17 protein-coding genes are annotated in these 15804 nt (G+C 61.8%); 9 read left to right on the plus strand and 8 right to left on the minus strand.

Annotated elements, in window-relative coordinates:
- The first annotated feature begins 126 nt into the window (after positions 1 to 126).
- From CXR03_RS09450 to CXR03_RS09480, 7 genes are read left to right on the plus strand one after another with little or no spacing between them, the layout of a single operon-like run.
- A complete protein-coding gene (locus CXR03_RS09450; RefSeq protein ID WP_104103566.1) occupies positions 127 to 1452 on the plus strand; it encodes an ABC transporter substrate-binding protein in 1326 nt (441 codons plus the stop codon).
- A complete protein-coding gene (locus tag CXR03_RS09455; protein WP_104103567.1) occupies positions 1449 to 2396 on the plus strand; it encodes a carbohydrate ABC transporter permease in 948 nt (315 codons plus the stop codon). Before CXR03_RS09450 ends, CXR03_RS09455 begins: the two co-directional genes overlap by 4 nt.
- A 1-nt stretch (position 2397) precedes the next feature.
- Positions 2398 to 3288, plus strand: a complete 891-nt coding sequence (locus CXR03_RS09460; protein WP_104103569.1) for a carbohydrate ABC transporter permease — start codon at positions 2398 to 2400, stop codon at positions 3286 to 3288.
- Positions 3289 to 3303: 15 nt separating this feature from the next.
- Positions 3304 to 4551, plus strand: coding sequence for a Gfo/Idh/MocA family protein (locus tag CXR03_RS09465; protein ID WP_104103570.1), 1248 nt, complete (start codon positions 3304 to 3306; stop codon positions 4549 to 4551).
- Entirely contained in the window at positions 4548 to 5552 is a 1005-nt protein-coding gene (locus CXR03_RS09470; protein WP_104103571.1) for a sugar phosphate isomerase/epimerase, read from the plus strand. Before CXR03_RS09465 ends, CXR03_RS09470 begins: the two co-directional genes overlap by 4 nt.
- Positions 5553 to 5565: 13 nt before the next feature.
- Positions 5566 to 6264: a ThuA domain-containing protein gene (locus CXR03_RS09475; protein WP_104054286.1), complete on the plus strand. Its 699-nt coding sequence runs from the start codon at positions 5566 to 5568 to the stop codon at positions 6262 to 6264.
- A 26-nt stretch (positions 6265 to 6290) separates the two neighbouring features.
- Positions 6291 to 7391 (plus strand): Gfo/Idh/MocA family protein, encoded by a 1101-nt coding sequence (locus CXR03_RS09480; RefSeq protein ID WP_104103573.1) that lies wholly within the window; start codon positions 6291 to 6293, stop codon positions 7389 to 7391.
- Positions 7392 to 7415: 24 nt separating this feature from the next.
- On the opposite strand, the gene CXR03_RS09485 is transcribed toward CXR03_RS09480, so the two are convergent.
- From CXR03_RS09485 to CXR03_RS09530, 8 genes are all read right to left on the minus strand, one after another.
- Positions 7416 to 8312 (minus strand): DUF3626 domain-containing protein, encoded by an 897-nt coding sequence (locus CXR03_RS09485; RefSeq protein ID WP_104054284.1) that lies wholly within the window; start codon positions 8310 to 8312, stop codon positions 7416 to 7418.
- Positions 8313 to 8591: 279 nt separating this feature from the next.
- Positions 8592 to 9422 (minus strand): trypsin-like serine protease, encoded by an 831-nt coding sequence (locus CXR03_RS09495; RefSeq protein WP_104054282.1) that lies wholly within the window; start codon positions 9420 to 9422, stop codon positions 8592 to 8594.
- Entirely contained in the window at positions 9406 to 9936 is a 531-nt protein-coding gene (locus tag CXR03_RS09500; RefSeq protein ID WP_146068474.1) for a hypothetical protein, read from the minus strand. Before CXR03_RS09500 ends, CXR03_RS09495 begins: the two co-directional genes overlap by 17 nt.
- Before the next feature lie 6 nt (positions 9937 to 9942).
- Positions 9943 to 11232: a hypothetical protein gene (locus CXR03_RS09505; protein ID WP_146068473.1), complete on the minus strand. Its 1290-nt coding sequence runs from the start codon at positions 11230 to 11232 to the stop codon at positions 9943 to 9945.
- 615 nt (positions 11233 to 11847) lie between these two features.
- A complete protein-coding gene (locus tag CXR03_RS09510) occupies positions 11848 to 12207 on the minus strand; it encodes a hypothetical protein (RefSeq protein ID WP_104054279.1) in 360 nt (119 codons plus the stop codon).
- A gap of 391 nt (positions 12208 to 12598) precedes the next feature.
- Positions 12599 to 13066, minus strand: a complete 468-nt coding sequence (locus CXR03_RS09520) for a hypothetical protein (protein ID WP_104054277.1) — start codon at positions 13064 to 13066, stop codon at positions 12599 to 12601.
- A 59-nt stretch (positions 13067 to 13125) separates the two neighbouring features.
- A complete protein-coding gene (locus CXR03_RS09525; protein ID WP_146068472.1) occupies positions 13126 to 13647 on the minus strand; it encodes a hypothetical protein in 522 nt (173 codons plus the stop codon).
- A 73-nt stretch (positions 13648 to 13720) separates the two neighbouring features.
- A complete protein-coding gene (locus CXR03_RS09530; RefSeq protein ID WP_104054275.1) occupies positions 13721 to 14821 on the minus strand; it encodes an ATP-binding protein in 1101 nt (366 codons plus the stop codon).
- A 168-nt stretch (positions 14822 to 14989) separates the two neighbouring features.
- On the opposite strand from CXR03_RS09530, the gene CXR03_RS09535 reads away from it, so the two are divergent.
- Positions 14990 to 15235 carry a hypothetical protein gene (locus CXR03_RS09535; RefSeq protein WP_104103576.1) on the plus strand — a complete coding sequence of 82 codons (246 nt, stop codon included), beginning with the start codon at positions 14990 to 14992 and terminating at the stop codon, positions 15233 to 15235.
- Complete coding sequence (locus tag CXR03_RS09540) at positions 15228 to 15782, plus strand: Clp protease N-terminal domain-containing protein (RefSeq protein ID WP_104103577.1); 555 nt, start codon at positions 15228 to 15230, stop codon at positions 15780 to 15782. The genes CXR03_RS09535 and CXR03_RS09540 overlap by 8 nt, the downstream gene beginning before the upstream one ends.
- Positions 15783 to 15804 lie beyond the last annotated feature (22 nt).

Here is a 15804-nt window from a genome sequence, read left to right on the forward strand (position 1 = left end):
AGATCACAGTAGCTTACTCGGCAACGCGCAGAGAGAACCTACGAAAGTGTCGAAAGTTTTCGCTCGCGGTGCGTGCAGGACTAATCCGCCGCCGCAGCGACGCGGCTCTTTTCAATGGAGATAAGAATGGAACAGAAGCTAGCATCACGCCGGTCCTTCCTTTCGCTGGCGGCGCTGGTGCCCATCGCCGCCTACACGCTCACGGCCTGCGGTTCATCCGGACCCGGGGACACGTCCTCGGGCGGAGCCAGCATCTGGTCGCTGAGCGGACAGCCTGACGAGGGGATCCGGCAGGCCACCGTGGACGCCTTCAACGAGGCTAATTCAGACAGCCCCATCAAGATCACGTACTTCCAGAACGATGCCTACAAGACCAAGATCAAGACGGCCATCGGCGCGGGCCAGGCACCCACCATTATTTACGGCTGGGGCGGCGGCACGCTGCGCACTTATGCCGAGGCCGGTCAGGTGGAGGATCTTTCGTCCTGGTTCGAGGAGAATCCGGACGTCAAAAACCGGTTGCTCGACTCAACGTTCGGTGCAGCCACGGTTGACGGCAAGATTTACGCCATTCCCACACAGACCGTCACGCCCATCATCTTCTACTACAACAAGGAATTGTTCGATCAGGCCGGCGCCGAGCCGCCCGCCACCTGGGATGACCTGATGGCCCTGACCAAGACGTTCAATGACATGGGCGTAGCCCCGCTGTCCCTGGGCGGCCAGTCCCGCTGGACCTCCATGATGTGGCTCGAATACCTGTACGACCGGGTGGGTGGCCCCGAGGTCTTTACCGCCATTTACGACGGCGAGCCCGACGCCTGGTCACATCCGGCCGCCATACAGGCCACCACCATGATCCAGGACCTGGTCAAGGCCAACGGGTTTATCAAGGGCTTCACCTCCATCACTGCCGACAGCAACGCGGATCAGGCACTGCTGTACACCAACAAGGCGGCCATGATGCTTCACGGCGGATGGACCTACGGCGGAATGAAGAACGACGGCGCCGGTTTCGTTGAGGACGGAAAGCTCGGCTGGATCAATTTCCCCACCGTCGACGGGGGAACCGGCGATCCGGCGAACACCGTGGGCAACCCCGCCGGCTACCAGTCCATCTCCTCCAAAGCCAGTGACAGCGAAAAGGAAGCAGCCAAAAAGTACTTCAAGGAAGGCCTGCTCACCGACACCGAAATCGATGCCTACATTGAAACCGGTTCCGTTCCTATCGTGAAGGACATCGAGGACAAGCTGGCACAGTCCGAGGACAAGGATTTCCTGAGCTTCCAATACGAGCTGACGAAAAATGCACCGAACTTCCAGCAGTCATGGGACCAGGCACTGAGCCCCACTGCAGCTGAAGCGCTTCTGAGCAACATCGACCAGCTGTTCCTGCTTTCGATCACCCCCGAGCAGTTCGCGTCCAACATGAATGCGACGCTGGGTACATGATCGCCGCCGTTCCCCCTGCTGCGCTGCCGGCGGCGGGCCGCGGCTCAAAGGTGCAGCGGCAGGGCGTCAGCCGCGGCAAGACCGGACGCCTGTGGTGGCTGGTCCTGCCCGCCCTGTTCTTCTTTGTGGTCTTCGCCGTCGTTCCCCTCATTGGCGTCTTTGTCCTGAGCTTTGCCAACTGGGACGGCATCGGTGCCATCTCCCTGGCCGGCGTCGGCAACTGGTTTTCAGTGCTGGGCGACCCCGTGATGCACAATGCCCTGCGGCTGACCTTCCTGATCATGATCATCTCCTGGCTGGTCCAAACTCCGCTGAGCCTGCTGCTGGGGGTTTTCACCGCCGGAAGCCAGCGGTACAGGGCACTGCTCGCCGTCCTGTACTTCTTGCCGCTGCTGTTGTCCTCGGCGGCCATCGCCATTGCGTTCAAGGCGTTGCTCGATCCCAACTTTGGCCTGGCCGAAGGCTTGGGGCTGCCATTCCTTGCACAGGACTGGCTGGGGCGGCCGCAGCTGGTGCTTTTTGTGGTGATCTTCGTCATCGCCTGGCAATTCGTTCCCTTCCACACGCTGATTTACCAGGGCGGGGTGCGGCAGATACCCAAATCCCTTTACGAGGCAGCGGAGATTGACGGCGCCGGCAAGGTGAAGCAGTTCTTCCACATCACCCTTCCGCAGCTGAAGTACACCATCATCACCTCCTCCACCCTGATGGTGGTGGGATCCCTCACGTACTTCGACCTCATCTTTGTTCTGACGGCGGGCGGGCCGGGCAACTCCACCCGCATCCTGGCACTGGACATGTACCTCACGGGCTTCCGGGCCAACCTCATGGGCCCGGCCAGCGTCCTGGCCGTGATCCTGGTGCTCATCGGGCTGGCCCTGGCGCTGGCGCTGCAGCGGCTCGGCGGCAAGGGTTCCAGCGGCAGCCAACTGGAAGGCATGTGAGATGACAGCAACAGCAACCAAGCCGGAGTCTCCCGTACCCGCCCGTGTCCCTTCACCCCCGCGCAGGGGACACCGCTGGAGAAAGCTGAACTACGCCGGCGGACTGGCCGGCTGGATCTGGCTGGCCATTATTATCATCCCGGTCTACTACGTGGTGATCACCAGCCTGAAAACCTCTGCCGGATACTTCTCGCAGAATCCCCTGGCCGTGCCGTCCTCGCCCACACTGGAAAACTACCGGATGGTGCTTGAGGCGGATTTCGCCAAGTACTTCATGAACAGCGCCATCATCACCATCGGCGCAGTCGTTCCGGCGGTGGCCGTATCGTTCATGGCATCCTTCGCCATTGTGCGGGGCAACAGCAGATTCCTCCGGTTCTCAAACGGCTTGTTCCTCCTGGGTCTGGCGATCCCCCTGCAGGCGACGATCATCCCGATCTACCTGATGATCATCCGGCTGAACCTCTATGACACGCTGCTCGCCCTGGTCCTGCCATCCATCGCCTTTTCCATTCCGCTGACGGTCCTCATCCTGTCGAACTTCATCCGCGACGTGCCAAACGAGTTGTTCGAGTCAATGCGCCTGGACGGGTGCAGCGAGTGGCAAACCATGTGGCGCCTGGCCCTGCCGCTGACCAAACCCGCCATCGTCACGGTGAGCATCTACAACGCGCTGGGAGTCTGGAACGGTTTCCTGCTGCCGCTGATCCTCACCCAGAGTCCGGACCTGCGCGTCCTGCCTCTGGCCCTGTGGAGTTTCCAGGGCCAATACAGCGTCAATATTCCGGCGGTGCTGGCTTCAGTGGTCCTGACCACCCTACCCATCCTGGTGCTCTACATTGTTGGACGCCGACAGCTGCTGAGCGGGCTGACCGCAGGGTTCAGCAAGTAACTGAAGGGAACCTCTATGCCCAAGGCAGAACCTCCACCGCTCCGGATCGGAATGGTTGGCTACGCCTTTATGGGTGCTGCCCATTCACACGCATGGCGCACTGCCCACCGTTTCTTCGATCTGCCGCTGACACCGCAGCTCACGGCTGTGGCCGGACGCAACGCCGCAGCTGTGGAGGAGGCCGCAGCACGCATGGGCTGGGCCTCCACGGAAACTGATTGGCGGGTGCTCATTGAACGGAATGACATCGACCTGATCGACATCTGCTCGCCCGGAAACACCCATGCCGAGATTGCGGTTGCCGCCCTGCGCGCGGGGAAACACGTATTGTGCGAAAAACCGCTCGCCAACACGGTCGCAGAAGCCGAGGGGATGGCGGCTGCCGCACAGGAGGCGGCACGCAACGGGGTCTTTGCCATGTGCGGGTATTCGTACCGGCGTACGCCGGCACTGGCACTGGCGAAGCGGATGGTCGACGACGGCCGGCTGGGGAAGATCCGCCAGGTGCGGGCGCAGTACCTCCAGGACTGGCTCGCCGATGAAAACGCGCCGCTGACCTGGCGGCTGGACCGGGAGGTGTCGGGATCCGGCGCGCTGGGCGACATTGGCGCGCACATCATTGACGCAGTGCAGTTTGTCACCGGACAGCAGATCACCGGGGTCTCCGCCCTGCTGGAGACTTTCACCCGGCGCCGTCCGGTTGGCGGGGACTTCGTTGGGCTTGGCGGGCACGGTGCCGCCGGAGAGGACCAGCCCATGGGGGACGTGAGCGTGGATGACGCCGCCATCTTCACCGCCCGTTTCGACGGCGGGCCAATCGGCGTCTTCGAGGCCACCCGCGCGGCCCTGGGCCGCAAGAATGCCATGCGCCTGGAAGTGAACGGATCGCAGGGATCCCTGGCCTTCGATTTTGAGGACATGAACTTCCTTCAGTTCTACGACGGAACTGACCGCCCGGGAGAACAGGGCTTCCACCGCATCATGGTCACGGAGCCGGAGCACCCCTACGTCGGCAATTGGTGGCCCACCGGCCATGGGCTGGGTTATGAGCACGGTTTCACACATCAGGCGGCGGACCTGGTGGCGGCGCTCGCCGCCGGTACACAGCCCGCGCCGTCGTTCGCCGATGCCCTCCAGGTGCAGCGCGTACTCGCAGCCGTCGAAGAAAGTGCGGCTGATGACAGCCGCTGGACAGCGGTGGACGCAAACGCGCACTCCGCCGCCGGAGCCGCCCTGAAAACTACGACTGAGGAGATCCGATGACCCGCCCTATCACGCTGTTCACCGGCCAGTGGGCCGACCTTCCGTTCGAAGAAGTTGCCCGGCTGGCGGGCGAGTGGGGTTTTGACGGCCTTGAAATCGCCTGTTGGGGGGACCACCTGGATGTTTGGCGGGCGGTGGAGGATGACGAATACCTGCAGGACCGGCTCGACATCCTCAAGCGCAACAATCTGAGTGTCCATGCCATCTCGAACCACCTCAACGGACAGGCCGTCTGCGACGATCCGATTGACGAACGGCACCAGGGAATTGTTTCAGCCCGGGTCTGGGGCGACGGGGAGCCGGAAGGCGTGCGCATCCGCGCCGCTGAAGAACTCAAGATGACCGCACGGGCCGCAGCCCGCCTCGGAGTAAAGACGGTGACGGGCTTCACCGGATCAGCCATCTGGAAGACGGTGGCAATGTTCCCGCCGGTGCCCGAGGGCATGATCGATCGCGGTTATCAGGATTTTGCCGACCGCTGGAATCCCATCATTGACGTTTTTGACGAGGTGGGCGTCCGCTTTGCCCTCGAGGTCCACCCGTCCGAGATTGCTTACGACTACTGGACGGCACACCGGACCCTGGAAGCGATCGGCCACCGGGAAGGCTTCGGGCTGAACTTCGATCCCTCCCATTTCATCTGGCAGGACCTTGATCCCGCGGCGTTCCTCTACGACTTCAGTGACCGGATCTACCACGTCCACGTCAAGGAATCGGTGAAACAGCTGGATGGCCGCAACGGCCGGCTGGGATCACATCTGCAGTGGGGTGATCCGCGCCGCGGCTGGGATTTTGTCACGGCAGGACACGGTGATGTTCCGTGGGAGCGCATTTTCCGCATGCTGAACGCCATCGGTTATAACGGCCCGACGAGCGTGGAATGGGAGGACGCCGGCATGGACCGTTTGGTGGGCGGCCCATCCGCCCTGGCACTGGTGAAATCCCTCGCACAGATCATTCCGCCGGACGCCGCCTTCGATTCAGCTTTTGCAACCAAGTAAAGGACGATCTGCCATGAGCACCACACGTCAGGCCCTGGTTGTCCGGGGCGGCTGGGACGGCCATCAGCCCGTTGAAGCCACCGAGCTTTTCCTGCCGCACCTAAGGCAAAGCGGATTCGACATCCGGATTGAGGAATCCCCCAAGATCTACGCCGACGCCTCTTACATGGCCGGGGTGGACCTGATCGTCCAATGCAACACCATGAACACCATTGAGCGGGAGGAGTTCGAGGGGTTGCGCGCCGCCATCGAGGCCGGGACGGGGATGTCCGGCTGGCACGGCGGCATTGCTGATTCCTACCGCAACAGCTCGGATTACCTGCACCTGATCGGCGGACAGTTCGCCTGCCACCCCGGCAAGCATCCGGACGAGCGCATAGGGGAGGCGTCGGACAACTTCATCGACTACACGGTGAACATGCTGCCGGCAGCAGCTGACCATCCCATTACCGCCGGGCTCTCCGATTTCAGCCTGCGCACGGAGCAGTACTGGGTGCTTACCGACGACTACATCGATGTCCTCGCCACCACCACGCTTCCGGCACGGGAATGGGATGCCTGGCATCGCCCGGTGACCTGCCCGGCAGTGTGGACGCGGCAGTGGGGCGAGGGCAGGATCTTCGTGGCGACTCCGGGGCACTCGGTGGAGGTCCTGCGGGATCCGAGCGTCTCAACCATCATTGAGAGGGGCATGCTGTGGGCCAGCCGCTAACCAACGATTCAACAGGTGCAGCTCCGATGAGGATTGGCATGGTGGGTTGCGGAAATATCAGCGCAGCTTACCTGGAGACCTTTCCGCGGCTGGACGCTGTCACCCTGACGGCTGTTGCGGACCTCGACATGGACCGCGCGCAGGCCGTAGCCGCAGCCCACCCCGGGGTCCGGGCTCTGACCGTGGACGAACTGCTGTCCGACGACGCCGTTGACCTGGTCTTGAACCTCACCATTCCGGCAGCCCATGCAGAAGTTGCGCTCAAAGCCATTGCGGCGGGCAAACACGTGTATGGCGAGAAGCCGTTGGCAGCGGGCACCGCAGAGGGGCAGTCGATGCTGGCGGCGGCGGAAGCAGCCGGCGTGATCCTGGGATCAGCCCCTGATACTGTGCTCGGCACGGGAACCCAGACCGCACGCAAGGCCATTGACGACGGGCTGATCGGCAAGCCGATCTCGGCGACCGCCACCATGGTGACACCGGGGCATGAGCGGTGGCACCCGAACCCTGACTTCTACTACGTTCCCGGTGGAGGACCCTTGCTGGACATGGGCCCCTACTATGTCTCCGCACTGGTGACGCTGCTCGGTCCGGTGACCTCCGTCGTCGGCGCATCGAGCAACACCCGCAATACCCGGGTCATTGGTTCCGGCCCGCGCACGGGGGAAGAGATTCCGGTCAGCACTCCCACGCACGTAACGGGGGTGCTGATCCATGCTTCCGGTGCACTGTCCACGCTGGTCATGAGTTTCGACGCGGTGGCGACCCGTGCCGCCAACATTGAGGTCCACGGGGAAACCGGATCACTGGTGGTGCCTGATCCCAACCGGTTCGACGGGGAAGTCCAACTGCGCCGGCTCGACGGCGAGGAATGGGAGGTGGTGCCCGTATCCGCCGGTTACCAGGACGCGTCGCGGGGGATTGGCCTCCAGGACCTGGCCCAAACACCGGCCGGGGAACTGCCTCGGGCCAGCGGGGAAATGGGCTTCCACGTTCTCGAGGTCATGGAAGCGGTCCTTGCTTCCGCAGAAGCGGGAACCGCACTGCCGATCAGCAGCACATGTGAGCGTCCACCCGCCGTCGCGCTTTCCCTGTCCGGAGGAGTGGAGGCAGTCTCCGGTTCCTAGTAAAGGATGATTCGAACATATGTTCTAGTTGTTGTGTCGAGGGGGCGAGGGTATGCCTGCGGCACCCCAGTTGTACCCGAACCTCGCTACGCAGTGCCAGATCTGCTTCAGCGTCTGCCGGTCGAAACGCTGGTCCCTGACGGCCCGCCCGACAGTGCGGGGATCAAGCCATCCGTCTTCAGCGATGCTTTGGCCGGCGGAGACGATAGTCCGGCCGCGATACTCCGCGTGCTGTTCCAGTTCATCGGCACTGAGGCGGAAGCCCTCGTGCCACTCGACGGGGCACGGCAGCCGGCGGGCAGCCGCCTCGACCTCCGTGCCGCGGTAGGAGGGGTCCAGCACCAGCGCTGCAATATGACTGTTGAGCTGCAGCGGGCCGTGGATGTGCGCTTCGATGTGGTCGTCCAGCACATCAAGCCCGGACTCCCCTGAGTACTCTGCCGCCACACCAACCAACGGCATCCGGTTCATCGTTCCAAAATGCTCCGGCTCGGTGCTGCTGTCCGGGAAGCAGAAGGTCAGCCGCTCATATTCCGAGTGCTTGAGCCGGAAATGGGAGGAGCCGAACCGAACGGATCCACCCACAGGGAGCCTGCGGTAATTGAGCGAACCGTATTTGGGCCGCTCGGCTGCCGGGGCGCTGTCATAAGCTCCGCCGAACATACGCTGTTCCCAGCGCCAGCGCTCGCCGCCTGGCCATGCCGTGAGCCCGCCGTTTCCCGTGCCGGTTTCAAACTGCGACCGGTAGAGACCATCCTTCACCAGGCGTTCCAGCAGGGAGACGTCATTGACCGGAGAATCAGGATGGAAATGAATGGTTACATCCAGGGATAGATCAAGCGGAGGTCCTGCTGTTCGGCTGTTGACATAGTCGACGGCCTGCTCCCATGGGCGCCGAAGAACGGTCGTTGATTCTGCCATGGGTCACACCCTACCCAGAACACGGAGAGCGGGCGAGGACTCAGACTGCCGGCGTTCGGCGCTCGCGTACTGTCCGGATGCCTGCGTTTTATCGGATGCCTGCGTTCTGTCGGATGCTTGCAACGGGGCCCCGTTGGTGCAGGTCAGCACAATGGTGGTGCGGTTGAACTATATGAATGCCCCGTTGGCGTCGTGGTGACCACCGTGTGGCGACCAGGGCGACGAGACGCCGTCCTGGTTTCTGCAACCTGGGGGAGCGGCTGGTTTGTGCCGGGCGCGCTAGTTGCCGGGCGGCAGCGCCGCGGCCGCCACTGCCGCTGCTGTGACATACAGGCCTGGAGAATCTACCCTGCAGGAGCCGCCGCCGAGCGTCAGCGCGTACACTAACTCCTGTCCGGCCACGGCTGTAATGAGCGGGCCGCCGCTGTCGCCCTGACACGTATTTAGTCTGGTGCCTGCAGATGGCAGCGCACACAGATAGGTGTCACCGCCCGCGGAATACGAACCCACGGCTTCCGCGTATTGGTCGCATTCAGCGCTGCTCACAGTCTGCTGCTCCGTTGACTTCACTTCGCAGGGCGGAGTGCCTCCGTCCGACAGGCTGCCCCATCCGACTGATATCCCACGCACGGGTTGTGCCGCGGTCAAGGCCACGGGCTGTGCCGAAGAAGCTGAAGCGAGACGCAGAAAGGCTATCTCCTGATGCGGCGGTGCAGGTACACGTATGGATGTGACCCGCAGCCGCTCCCCTGGTATCTGCGATCCTTTACACAGGTTGCCGGCACCGATAACTGCATCAATAATGGAGGCGTCTTTTCCCTCTACGCAGTGGCTGACAGTCGCTATGAGATCGGCCTCAATAAGGACTGCGCCGCAGAAGTGTCCACTGTAGTAATCATCCGCCGGCGAAGAATGGTTGATCAGCACCACTCTTGCTGCTGCTTCTGCCACCGGTGAGGCAGCCGGTGCAGCAGACTTGACTGCCAGTGCCTCAGCGCCACCCCCGGGCTGCGAGCAGGAAACAGCAACAAATAGCACGGCCAAAAGCCAGTACCATCCGCGGAAAAAGGGATTACGGATGATACTGGCTTTCCTAAGTGCACGATTCATCGGCAAGGCTCAGCGACATGTTGGTTTCCACAAAAAAACTGTCTCCGCCATGTTTGTAATCAATGCGCAGGGCTCTTGAAGTACCTGACGCATTGTCACCGTTGTCCAGGGCTACGATGACATTGACAGAATCCCCGGCGTCGATTTCATAAGCTTCAACTCCCTTCGCACTCTTCCACGCGGTCCTGGCTTCAGGCTCTTCGGGTTCGGTTGATCCGGTTCCGAGCACATACGGGGAGAGTCCCGCTATCGGCATGATGTGCGCAGACCGAATCTCAAGGCTTTCAGCTTCAACGAGGGTCACCTTTGTGATGATCAAAGCGCTCTCGCCCTCGTTCTGAACCACGTTCCCATATGCTGCCAAACCATGCTCTGGCTGCACGGCGCAGATTGAGCTGGAATCTGCGCCGACCATTAATGGGCCGTCACCACTGGCGGTAGCTGTGCAGCCGGTCAGCAGCGCAGCTACCACCAGTGGTGCTGGCCAGTGAATAGGAGTCGCATATTTCGACATGGATTCCTACTTCACCGTCAGAAAGACTGGGTTATTACCGGGGTATCCGTGGCTGCCGCATAGGTTGCGCGTGTTCTGGAAGTCGAAGATTGCCATCGCACTGTTCGAATAGCCAGTCTGCGAGGAAAGGTCGACCCCAATGGTGCCCTTGATGGCGGCTCCGTTTGACCATGTGATGGCCTTGTTGGTTGTTTGCTTGAACACTGATCCCGCCATGTGTGGAATGCAGTATCCGGTGCCGGGCTTATAGCCGGCCTCCACAATCTGAGAACCGCCGGCCCAGGAGACGGGCCTGACCTGGTACATAGTGGAAACTATGTGTCCAAGTCCATCTACACACACAACGCTGTGCTTGTCATAGACAAACATGGTGCGCAGGCGCTTCGAGGTCCATCGGCCCTGGCGGGGAAAATCTATGGAACCCTCTGCAGACACGGATGAGGTGCCCCCAGCAGAATAGGTGCCGTACCCGCCGTTTGTCGAGACTCCGATGCCCATACTGCTGCTAACTCCGGCTGTGTAACTGAAGTCTGCCCAGACGCCCACATTATCCACGAAGATTTGCCCTACTGTGACCCAGATCGGAGAGTATGTGCCCGTTTTAACCGAGGCACAGGCGGCCTTGTCTCCGTATTGGACCGACTCGTCGATCGTTGCCGCGGTCCCCTTGTCACCCGTTGCAGAACTGCCGGCTTTTATGGGGGCCAACGTCACGTTGACCGTCTGCGTTTCGGTGCCGGTCGGCAGGACGGAACCTGATCCGTCTAAGCTGGCCCCGTCGAGAATCTGCTTCCCCGGGTCGGCAGGGGGAGATACTTCCGGTGCTCCCGGATCCCTGTAGGCGACTGCTGCTGAGGCGCCTTCCATCCGCCGGGAGAAATTGTAGGAGTACGCGTCGGCTCCGCTCTGGGCGCTCAGCATCAATTCAACCTGGCCGGTTTTTGATTTCAGTGGGGTCAGGAGGCCGGGATCTGCGATCCTCATGTCGAACTTTCCATCTGCGCGTGTAGTTGCCTTGGCTACTGCAACTAGCTTTGCTGATTCGTTGTTGGCCATTTTTGCCAGAAAGTCATTATTCGGCCAGGCGTACAATATGACGAGGTTGCCCTTCCCCACCGGTGCTCCCGAGGAATCTGTGAGAACCCCGGATGCCACCGGCTTGGAACTGATAGCGGCGGAGTCAATAATCTCCGGCAAAGCGTCGACACTATCTGCTGAATATGCGGGCGCACTGATAAAGGCCAGGCACAGCGACATTGCTGCAGCAAGGGTGAGTGTTTTCCTTGATTTTCGCATCTAATCTCCAATGCTGAATGAGGAGATGATGGAGATCGTTCATCAAAGAGAACGTACCCTGGCATGCCCTCCGACCCCCCCGTGGGACTCGTATCCGAAGTAAACCATGGCAACGCCAAAAATGGACTGGAATTGTTTAGTTATTTTTGGGCATATCACCACCATCCGACAGGTATACGCGGGTATCACTGCCTGAACCACGGGATACGCCCCCCGCACCGCTTTCGCCACGAGGGCGGCAACCGTGGTGCCCTGGAAACCATCCGGCTGGCCGGGGGGTTCCCCAACTCCAGCCTATGAGGAATATGCCCGGCCGGCGCCCAGAAACAAAGACGACTCCCGGAAGCTGACCCGCCGCTTATCGAAGGGCGGCTCGATGCAGTGGTTTAACTAGCATTATGGGCGCCTGTTCTTATGTACTCGGGCATCCTCGAAACTGATTACGCGGTAAAAGTTTCTGACTGTGAGTGTCGTCCGGGCTGTCGATTGGCCGAATCTATGGATGCGCAGAGGGAATGCCTGGTCTGCTCATAAGACCGTGCTGCTTCCGGGCCGGAATCGCCATCCGAGGAACAATGTTTTCCTGACGCAGGTCTGGCATATCCCTTCACCTATTCAGGTGCGCCCCGCTGGATCGGTGTCGAGTGCAGGTATGCGTACGGCCAACCCTGGGCGCGCGTCTTGTTGCGAACGTCTCCGAAAGGTGAGGGCCACCGGTCGAACTCCGAGCCACGGGTTCGCGCCCAGGAACCACAGGCGGGCCACGTCAGGGCCTTCTGAAGCTTCGATGAGCTTCCACGCCTCCATGGCACACTGAAGCCGCTCAGCGGCAGCAGCGTCCGGCTCGGGACCCTCGCCGGCCTCCCACCGGGCACTGATCGTCCGGTCCCGGGCGCCGGACAGGGCTGCAACGAGGGTAGGGCCCAGGGCGTTGTTCAGGCACCGCACGGTTTCCCGGATCATAGAGGGGTTCATCTGGCTCCTACAGTGCCGCTGTGAGTTCGGCTGTCAGGGTATCGCTCAGAACCCCGGCGTGGTTTGCCAGCAGGCGCGCGGCCGTTTCACTGACGGACTCGTTGCTGGCATCGGCTGCTTTCAGGACATGTGCGAGGGGCAGCGGTCTCTTCGGCGCCCAGGATGACGGAAGCCGGACCGCCGAACTCGTCCTCAAGCTCCAGGCTCAGGACGGTCCGGTTATCTTCCGAGTAAGGTCGCGTCGATGACGGCCCGGCAGCAATAGCTGTCAGGGTGAGGCCGGCGGGGGTGGTCAGGGTTCGGTGTTCAAGGATGGCGCGCATGGTATCTCCTGGGATCGACTGCTGGTGGCCGGCACCAGGGCGATGCCGGCCGATTTCAACGGGGGGCTTTAGCCCTGCTCGTAGCGTTCGGTGATGTCGACGCGGAGGGTGTGCTGCACGTCCGGGTCTGCGATGGCGATGAAGTCCTCCGCCCAGGATGCAAGGTCCTCGGGGTCGATCTCCGTGGAATCACCCAGGGACTCGTGATGGGTGTAGATGATCCGGCCGCCGGCAAATTCAACGGTATCGACGTCTCCGGGCAGGATCCCGAGGTGTTCGGCGATCACGGCCACGGCTTCATCATGGGCATCCACGTCGCTGTTCCCGTTGTCCCAGGTGGAAAGATCATCGACCCGGACCGTATCGGGGTGGCTCATGGCGATACGGATCAGCGTGCCGAAGCGGCTGATGCCGATCCCGCCCAGGCCTGCGATGCCGTGATCGGCCGGGGACAGGAACCGGGTATTGCCGGCCAGGGCTGCGATGTCCAGCGGGTTCGAAGGGGCAGAGGCTACGGGGAACAGTGTGTTGGTCATATCCCCTATGTGTGCGGCAAGCTTCCAATCCTTGTTCATTTTCTCAAATTTGCTGCCGCTCAGGTGACTGAGTCGCAATAGGTCAGGCCGATAATCAGTATGTCCAGATCTGCGTTCTGCCCGGCTTGTATCTTCCGGATGGCTTTCTGGATGTCCTCGAGAGAGCTGAAGGTTCCGGCCTGGTGGTTGCGGTTGGAAACTGCTTCGTAAAGCGACTCCAACGCATCGGCCTGAGTGAACGAGCCATTCTCCTGGAAGGTACCCATAGAGTCGACCACTGCGTCGCAGGCCACGCCGACTCCCTCACTGTAAACATCATTTGCCGGGGCCCTGGCCGCGGCGTCACGAGCCTGCGCCGCCGCAACCGCGGACTTCAACTCCTCCAGCAACCGAATCTCATCAATCAACCGGGCACGCTCAGCAGCCTCCAGCACCTCCAGCTGGTCACGCGGAACGGTGTTCTCGACACGGGCCGCGCCAACACATAGACCCCCGGATGCTGATCCGGTGGATACGGTCGAACTTCTCGGGGTAGAGGCTAGTTCCCTGTGGCCATCACTGAGAGCTGGTGAGTAGTACATACGTTCTATTTTAGTGACGTAGGCCACCGTTAGACGGTGTGTGTCTACCGGTCGTATACCTGTTTCTTTTTTCTCAAGGTCGTCCCGACTGAGACCGGAGATGCTGGCGGAGGCCTGGAATGGCAAAGGTAACCTTGCCGTGCCCGGCGGATTCTATGAGTCCGGCCGCCAAGAGCCGGGAGCGGTAGTTTGCCACGAGATTTGTCTTGGCCCCGATACGGCGGCCAATGTCTCCGGCCAGGGACGGTCCGTCATCCTCTGCCATGGCCGCAAGGAAGTCCAGGTCCTTAGGGGAGGCGGCGGCAAGGGCGGCTTCGATGACCGTTCGCACATTGCGGCGGTTGGCTGCCGCAATGGCCCGGTCGACAGCCTCCGAGGTGAGGCTGCCCTGGTTGCCTTCGGCTTCGCGCCAGAGGAAATAACCAACGAGCTGAATCAGGAAGGGATACCCGCCGGTGGCTTCGGCTGCCTGGCGCACGAGACCGGGGGAGACTTTGATGGATGCGTGGGAGAAGGTGGCGGCGAAGGACTCTTCCACTTCACGGACCGCGGCTGCGTGAAGATCTATCTTGTCGGCACGGCGGAGGAACGTGGCCACACCTTCGTTAAGCAGATCGGACACGGCAGCCGGAAGCCCGGCAAAGACTAGACCTATGGGAAGCCGGTCCTGGATGAAGTGCTGGACGCTGGCGGCCAGCTGGGCAAGTTCGCCGCGGTCAGCGGCATGGATCTCATCCACCGTGATGATCAGCCCGGTGCCGTGGTCATCCAAGAGCTTCAGGAGTTCCTCACCCATTGTTCGCCACGCCACCTGGCGCTCCGGCGGAAGTTGGGTGGTGATGCTGAAGCCGGCGGCAGCGATTGCGGTGATTTTGCGATTCACCGGCCCGGAGCCCAGTTCCTCAGCGATCCCTCGCATGGATTCGCCGATCCGGCCCATGAAACCGGTGGTGGCAGTCTCGGAAATCACCGCCCAACCGTTTTCCCGGGCTACGTCGTGGGCGGCGCCGAGCATGACCGTCTTGCCGATTCCGCGGGCACCGGTGAAGATCGTCAACAGTCCCGGAGCTCCGGATCCCAGGCGGAGTCCGTACTCGAACTCATCGAGCACGCCTGCGCGGCCCAGGATTTGCGGGGGTGTTGCCCCCGCCGATGGGCGGAAGGGATTCTCCATCAGCGGGACTCCCTGTGAGTTTGTATGAGTCTTGTGAGTTTCCGTTTCCGGCATGCTGTGAGTTTATGTGAGTATGGTGAGTTTCGCCACCGGTGCCCGGGCCGGTTATTTTGACCTTCTTTGGCAACAAGGGTTGACGATGGCGGCGCGTCAGCTTATGTTGACGATATGGCCACACGGGACGAACTGATCAGTGACGGCACCAGCCGTGATCCTGCCGTGGGATTGCGCGCAGTGGCGGCCCTGCGGCGCCTCGTGGAACAGCTTGAGGATCTCCAGGTGGAGAATGCCCGGCGTCTGGGTTGGTCGTGGGCGGAAATTGCCGCCGTCGTCGGGGTATCAAAGCAGGCAGTGCACAAAAAGCATGCCGGGCGGCTTGGCCGCTCTAAGGACAGGGGAGGCAGCGATGTTTGAACGGTTTACCCAGGACGCACGCACAATTGTCATTGAAGCGCAGGAACAGGCAAGGAAGCTGGAGGCCCGCGAAATAACGGCGGACCATCTCCTGCTCGGCATCTTGGCCGGCGGCGACAATCCCGCCGCCCGGGTCCTGCACCAGCTCGGCATCGAGAGTGATGCCGTGGCACAGCGCATCCAAGGACTCGGTGCCGCTGACGCGCAGGCATTGGAGGCCATCGGCGTCGACCTGTACGCGGTCCGAAAACGCGTGGAAGCCAGCTTCGGGGCCGGAGCTCTGGACCGGCCGCAGCGCCGGCGCTTCCGGTTCCCGGGCCGCAGCAGTGCCGGCCATATCCCCTTCACCGCGTCAGCCAAGGGAGCCTTGGAACATTCACTGCGCCAAGCGATCGCGTTGAACGATAAGGCGATTACCGTTGAGCACATCCTGCTGGGGCTGATTGCCGAGGACTCCGGGCTGGCGGCGCGAACGATCGCTTCACTGGGAGTAGACCCGGCACAGGTGCGGGCAGCCGTGCTCCGGGAACGGGGAAAGGCCGCCTAGCAACACTTGCGGATACAAGCAG

Origin of the sequence: Arthrobacter sp. 08Y14, from assembly GCF_002929455.1 — a bacterium.
In the GTDB taxonomy this organism is placed as follows: Bacteria; Actinomycetota; Actinomycetes; order Actinomycetales; family Micrococcaceae; genus Arthrobacter_B; species Arthrobacter_B sunyaminii.

Bases quoted from the DNA above. Each gene is read 5' to 3' on its own strand.
- CXR03_RS09460 (WP_104103569.1), top strand. From the start codon at position 2,398: ATGACAGCAACAGCAACCAAGCCGGAGTCTCCCGTACCCGCCCGTGTC.
- CXR03_RS09475 (WP_104054286.1), top strand. From the start codon at position 5,566: ATGAGCACCACACGTCAGGCCCTGGTTGTCCGGGGCGGCTGGGACGGC.
- CXR03_RS09535 (WP_104103576.1), top strand. From the start codon at position 14,990: ATGGCCACACGGGACGAACTGATCAGTGACGGCACCAGCCGTGATCCT.
- CXR03_RS09480 (WP_104103573.1), top strand. From the start codon at position 6,291: ATGAGGATTGGCATGGTGGGTTGCGGAAATATCAGCGCAGCTTACCTG.
- CXR03_RS09450 (WP_104103566.1), top strand. From the start codon at position 127: ATGGAACAGAAGCTAGCATCACGCCGGTCCTTCCTTTCGCTGGCGGCG.
- CXR03_RS09525 (WP_146068472.1), bottom strand. From the start codon at position 13,647: ATGTACTACTCACCAGCTCTCAGTGATGGCCACAGGGAACTAGCCTCT.
- CXR03_RS09495 (WP_104054282.1), bottom strand. From the start codon at position 9,422: ATGAATCGTGCACTTAGGAAAGCCAGTATCATCCGTAATCCCTTTTTC.
- CXR03_RS09510 (WP_104054279.1), bottom strand. From the start codon at position 12,207: ATGAACCCCTCTATGATCCGGGAAACCGTGCGGTGCCTGAACAACGCC.
- CXR03_RS09505 (WP_146068473.1), bottom strand. From the start codon at position 11,232: ATGCGAAAATCAAGGAAAACACTCACCCTTGCTGCAGCAATGTCGCTG.
- CXR03_RS09485 (WP_104054284.1), bottom strand. From the start codon at position 8,312: ATGGCAGAATCAACGACCGTTCTTCGGCGCCCATGGGAGCAGGCCGTC.
- CXR03_RS09455 (WP_104103567.1), top strand. From the start codon at position 1,449: ATGATCGCCGCCGTTCCCCCTGCTGCGCTGCCGGCGGCGGGCCGCGGC.
- CXR03_RS09470 (WP_104103571.1), top strand. From the start codon at position 4,548: ATGACCCGCCCTATCACGCTGTTCACCGGCCAGTGGGCCGACCTTCCG.
- CXR03_RS09530 (WP_104054275.1), bottom strand. From the start codon at position 14,821: ATGGAGAATCCCTTCCGCCCATCGGCGGGGGCAACACCCCCGCAAATC.
- CXR03_RS09540 (WP_104103577.1), top strand. From the start codon at position 15,228: ATGTTTGAACGGTTTACCCAGGACGCACGCACAATTGTCATTGAAGCG.
- CXR03_RS09500 (WP_146068474.1), bottom strand. From the start codon at position 9,936: ATGTCGAAATATGCGACTCCTATTCACTGGCCAGCACCACTGGTGGTA.
- CXR03_RS09465 (WP_104103570.1), top strand. From the start codon at position 3,304: ATGCCCAAGGCAGAACCTCCACCGCTCCGGATCGGAATGGTTGGCTAC.
- CXR03_RS09520 (WP_104054277.1), bottom strand. From the start codon at position 13,066: ATGACCAACACACTGTTCCCCGTAGCCTCTGCCCCTTCGAACCCGCTG.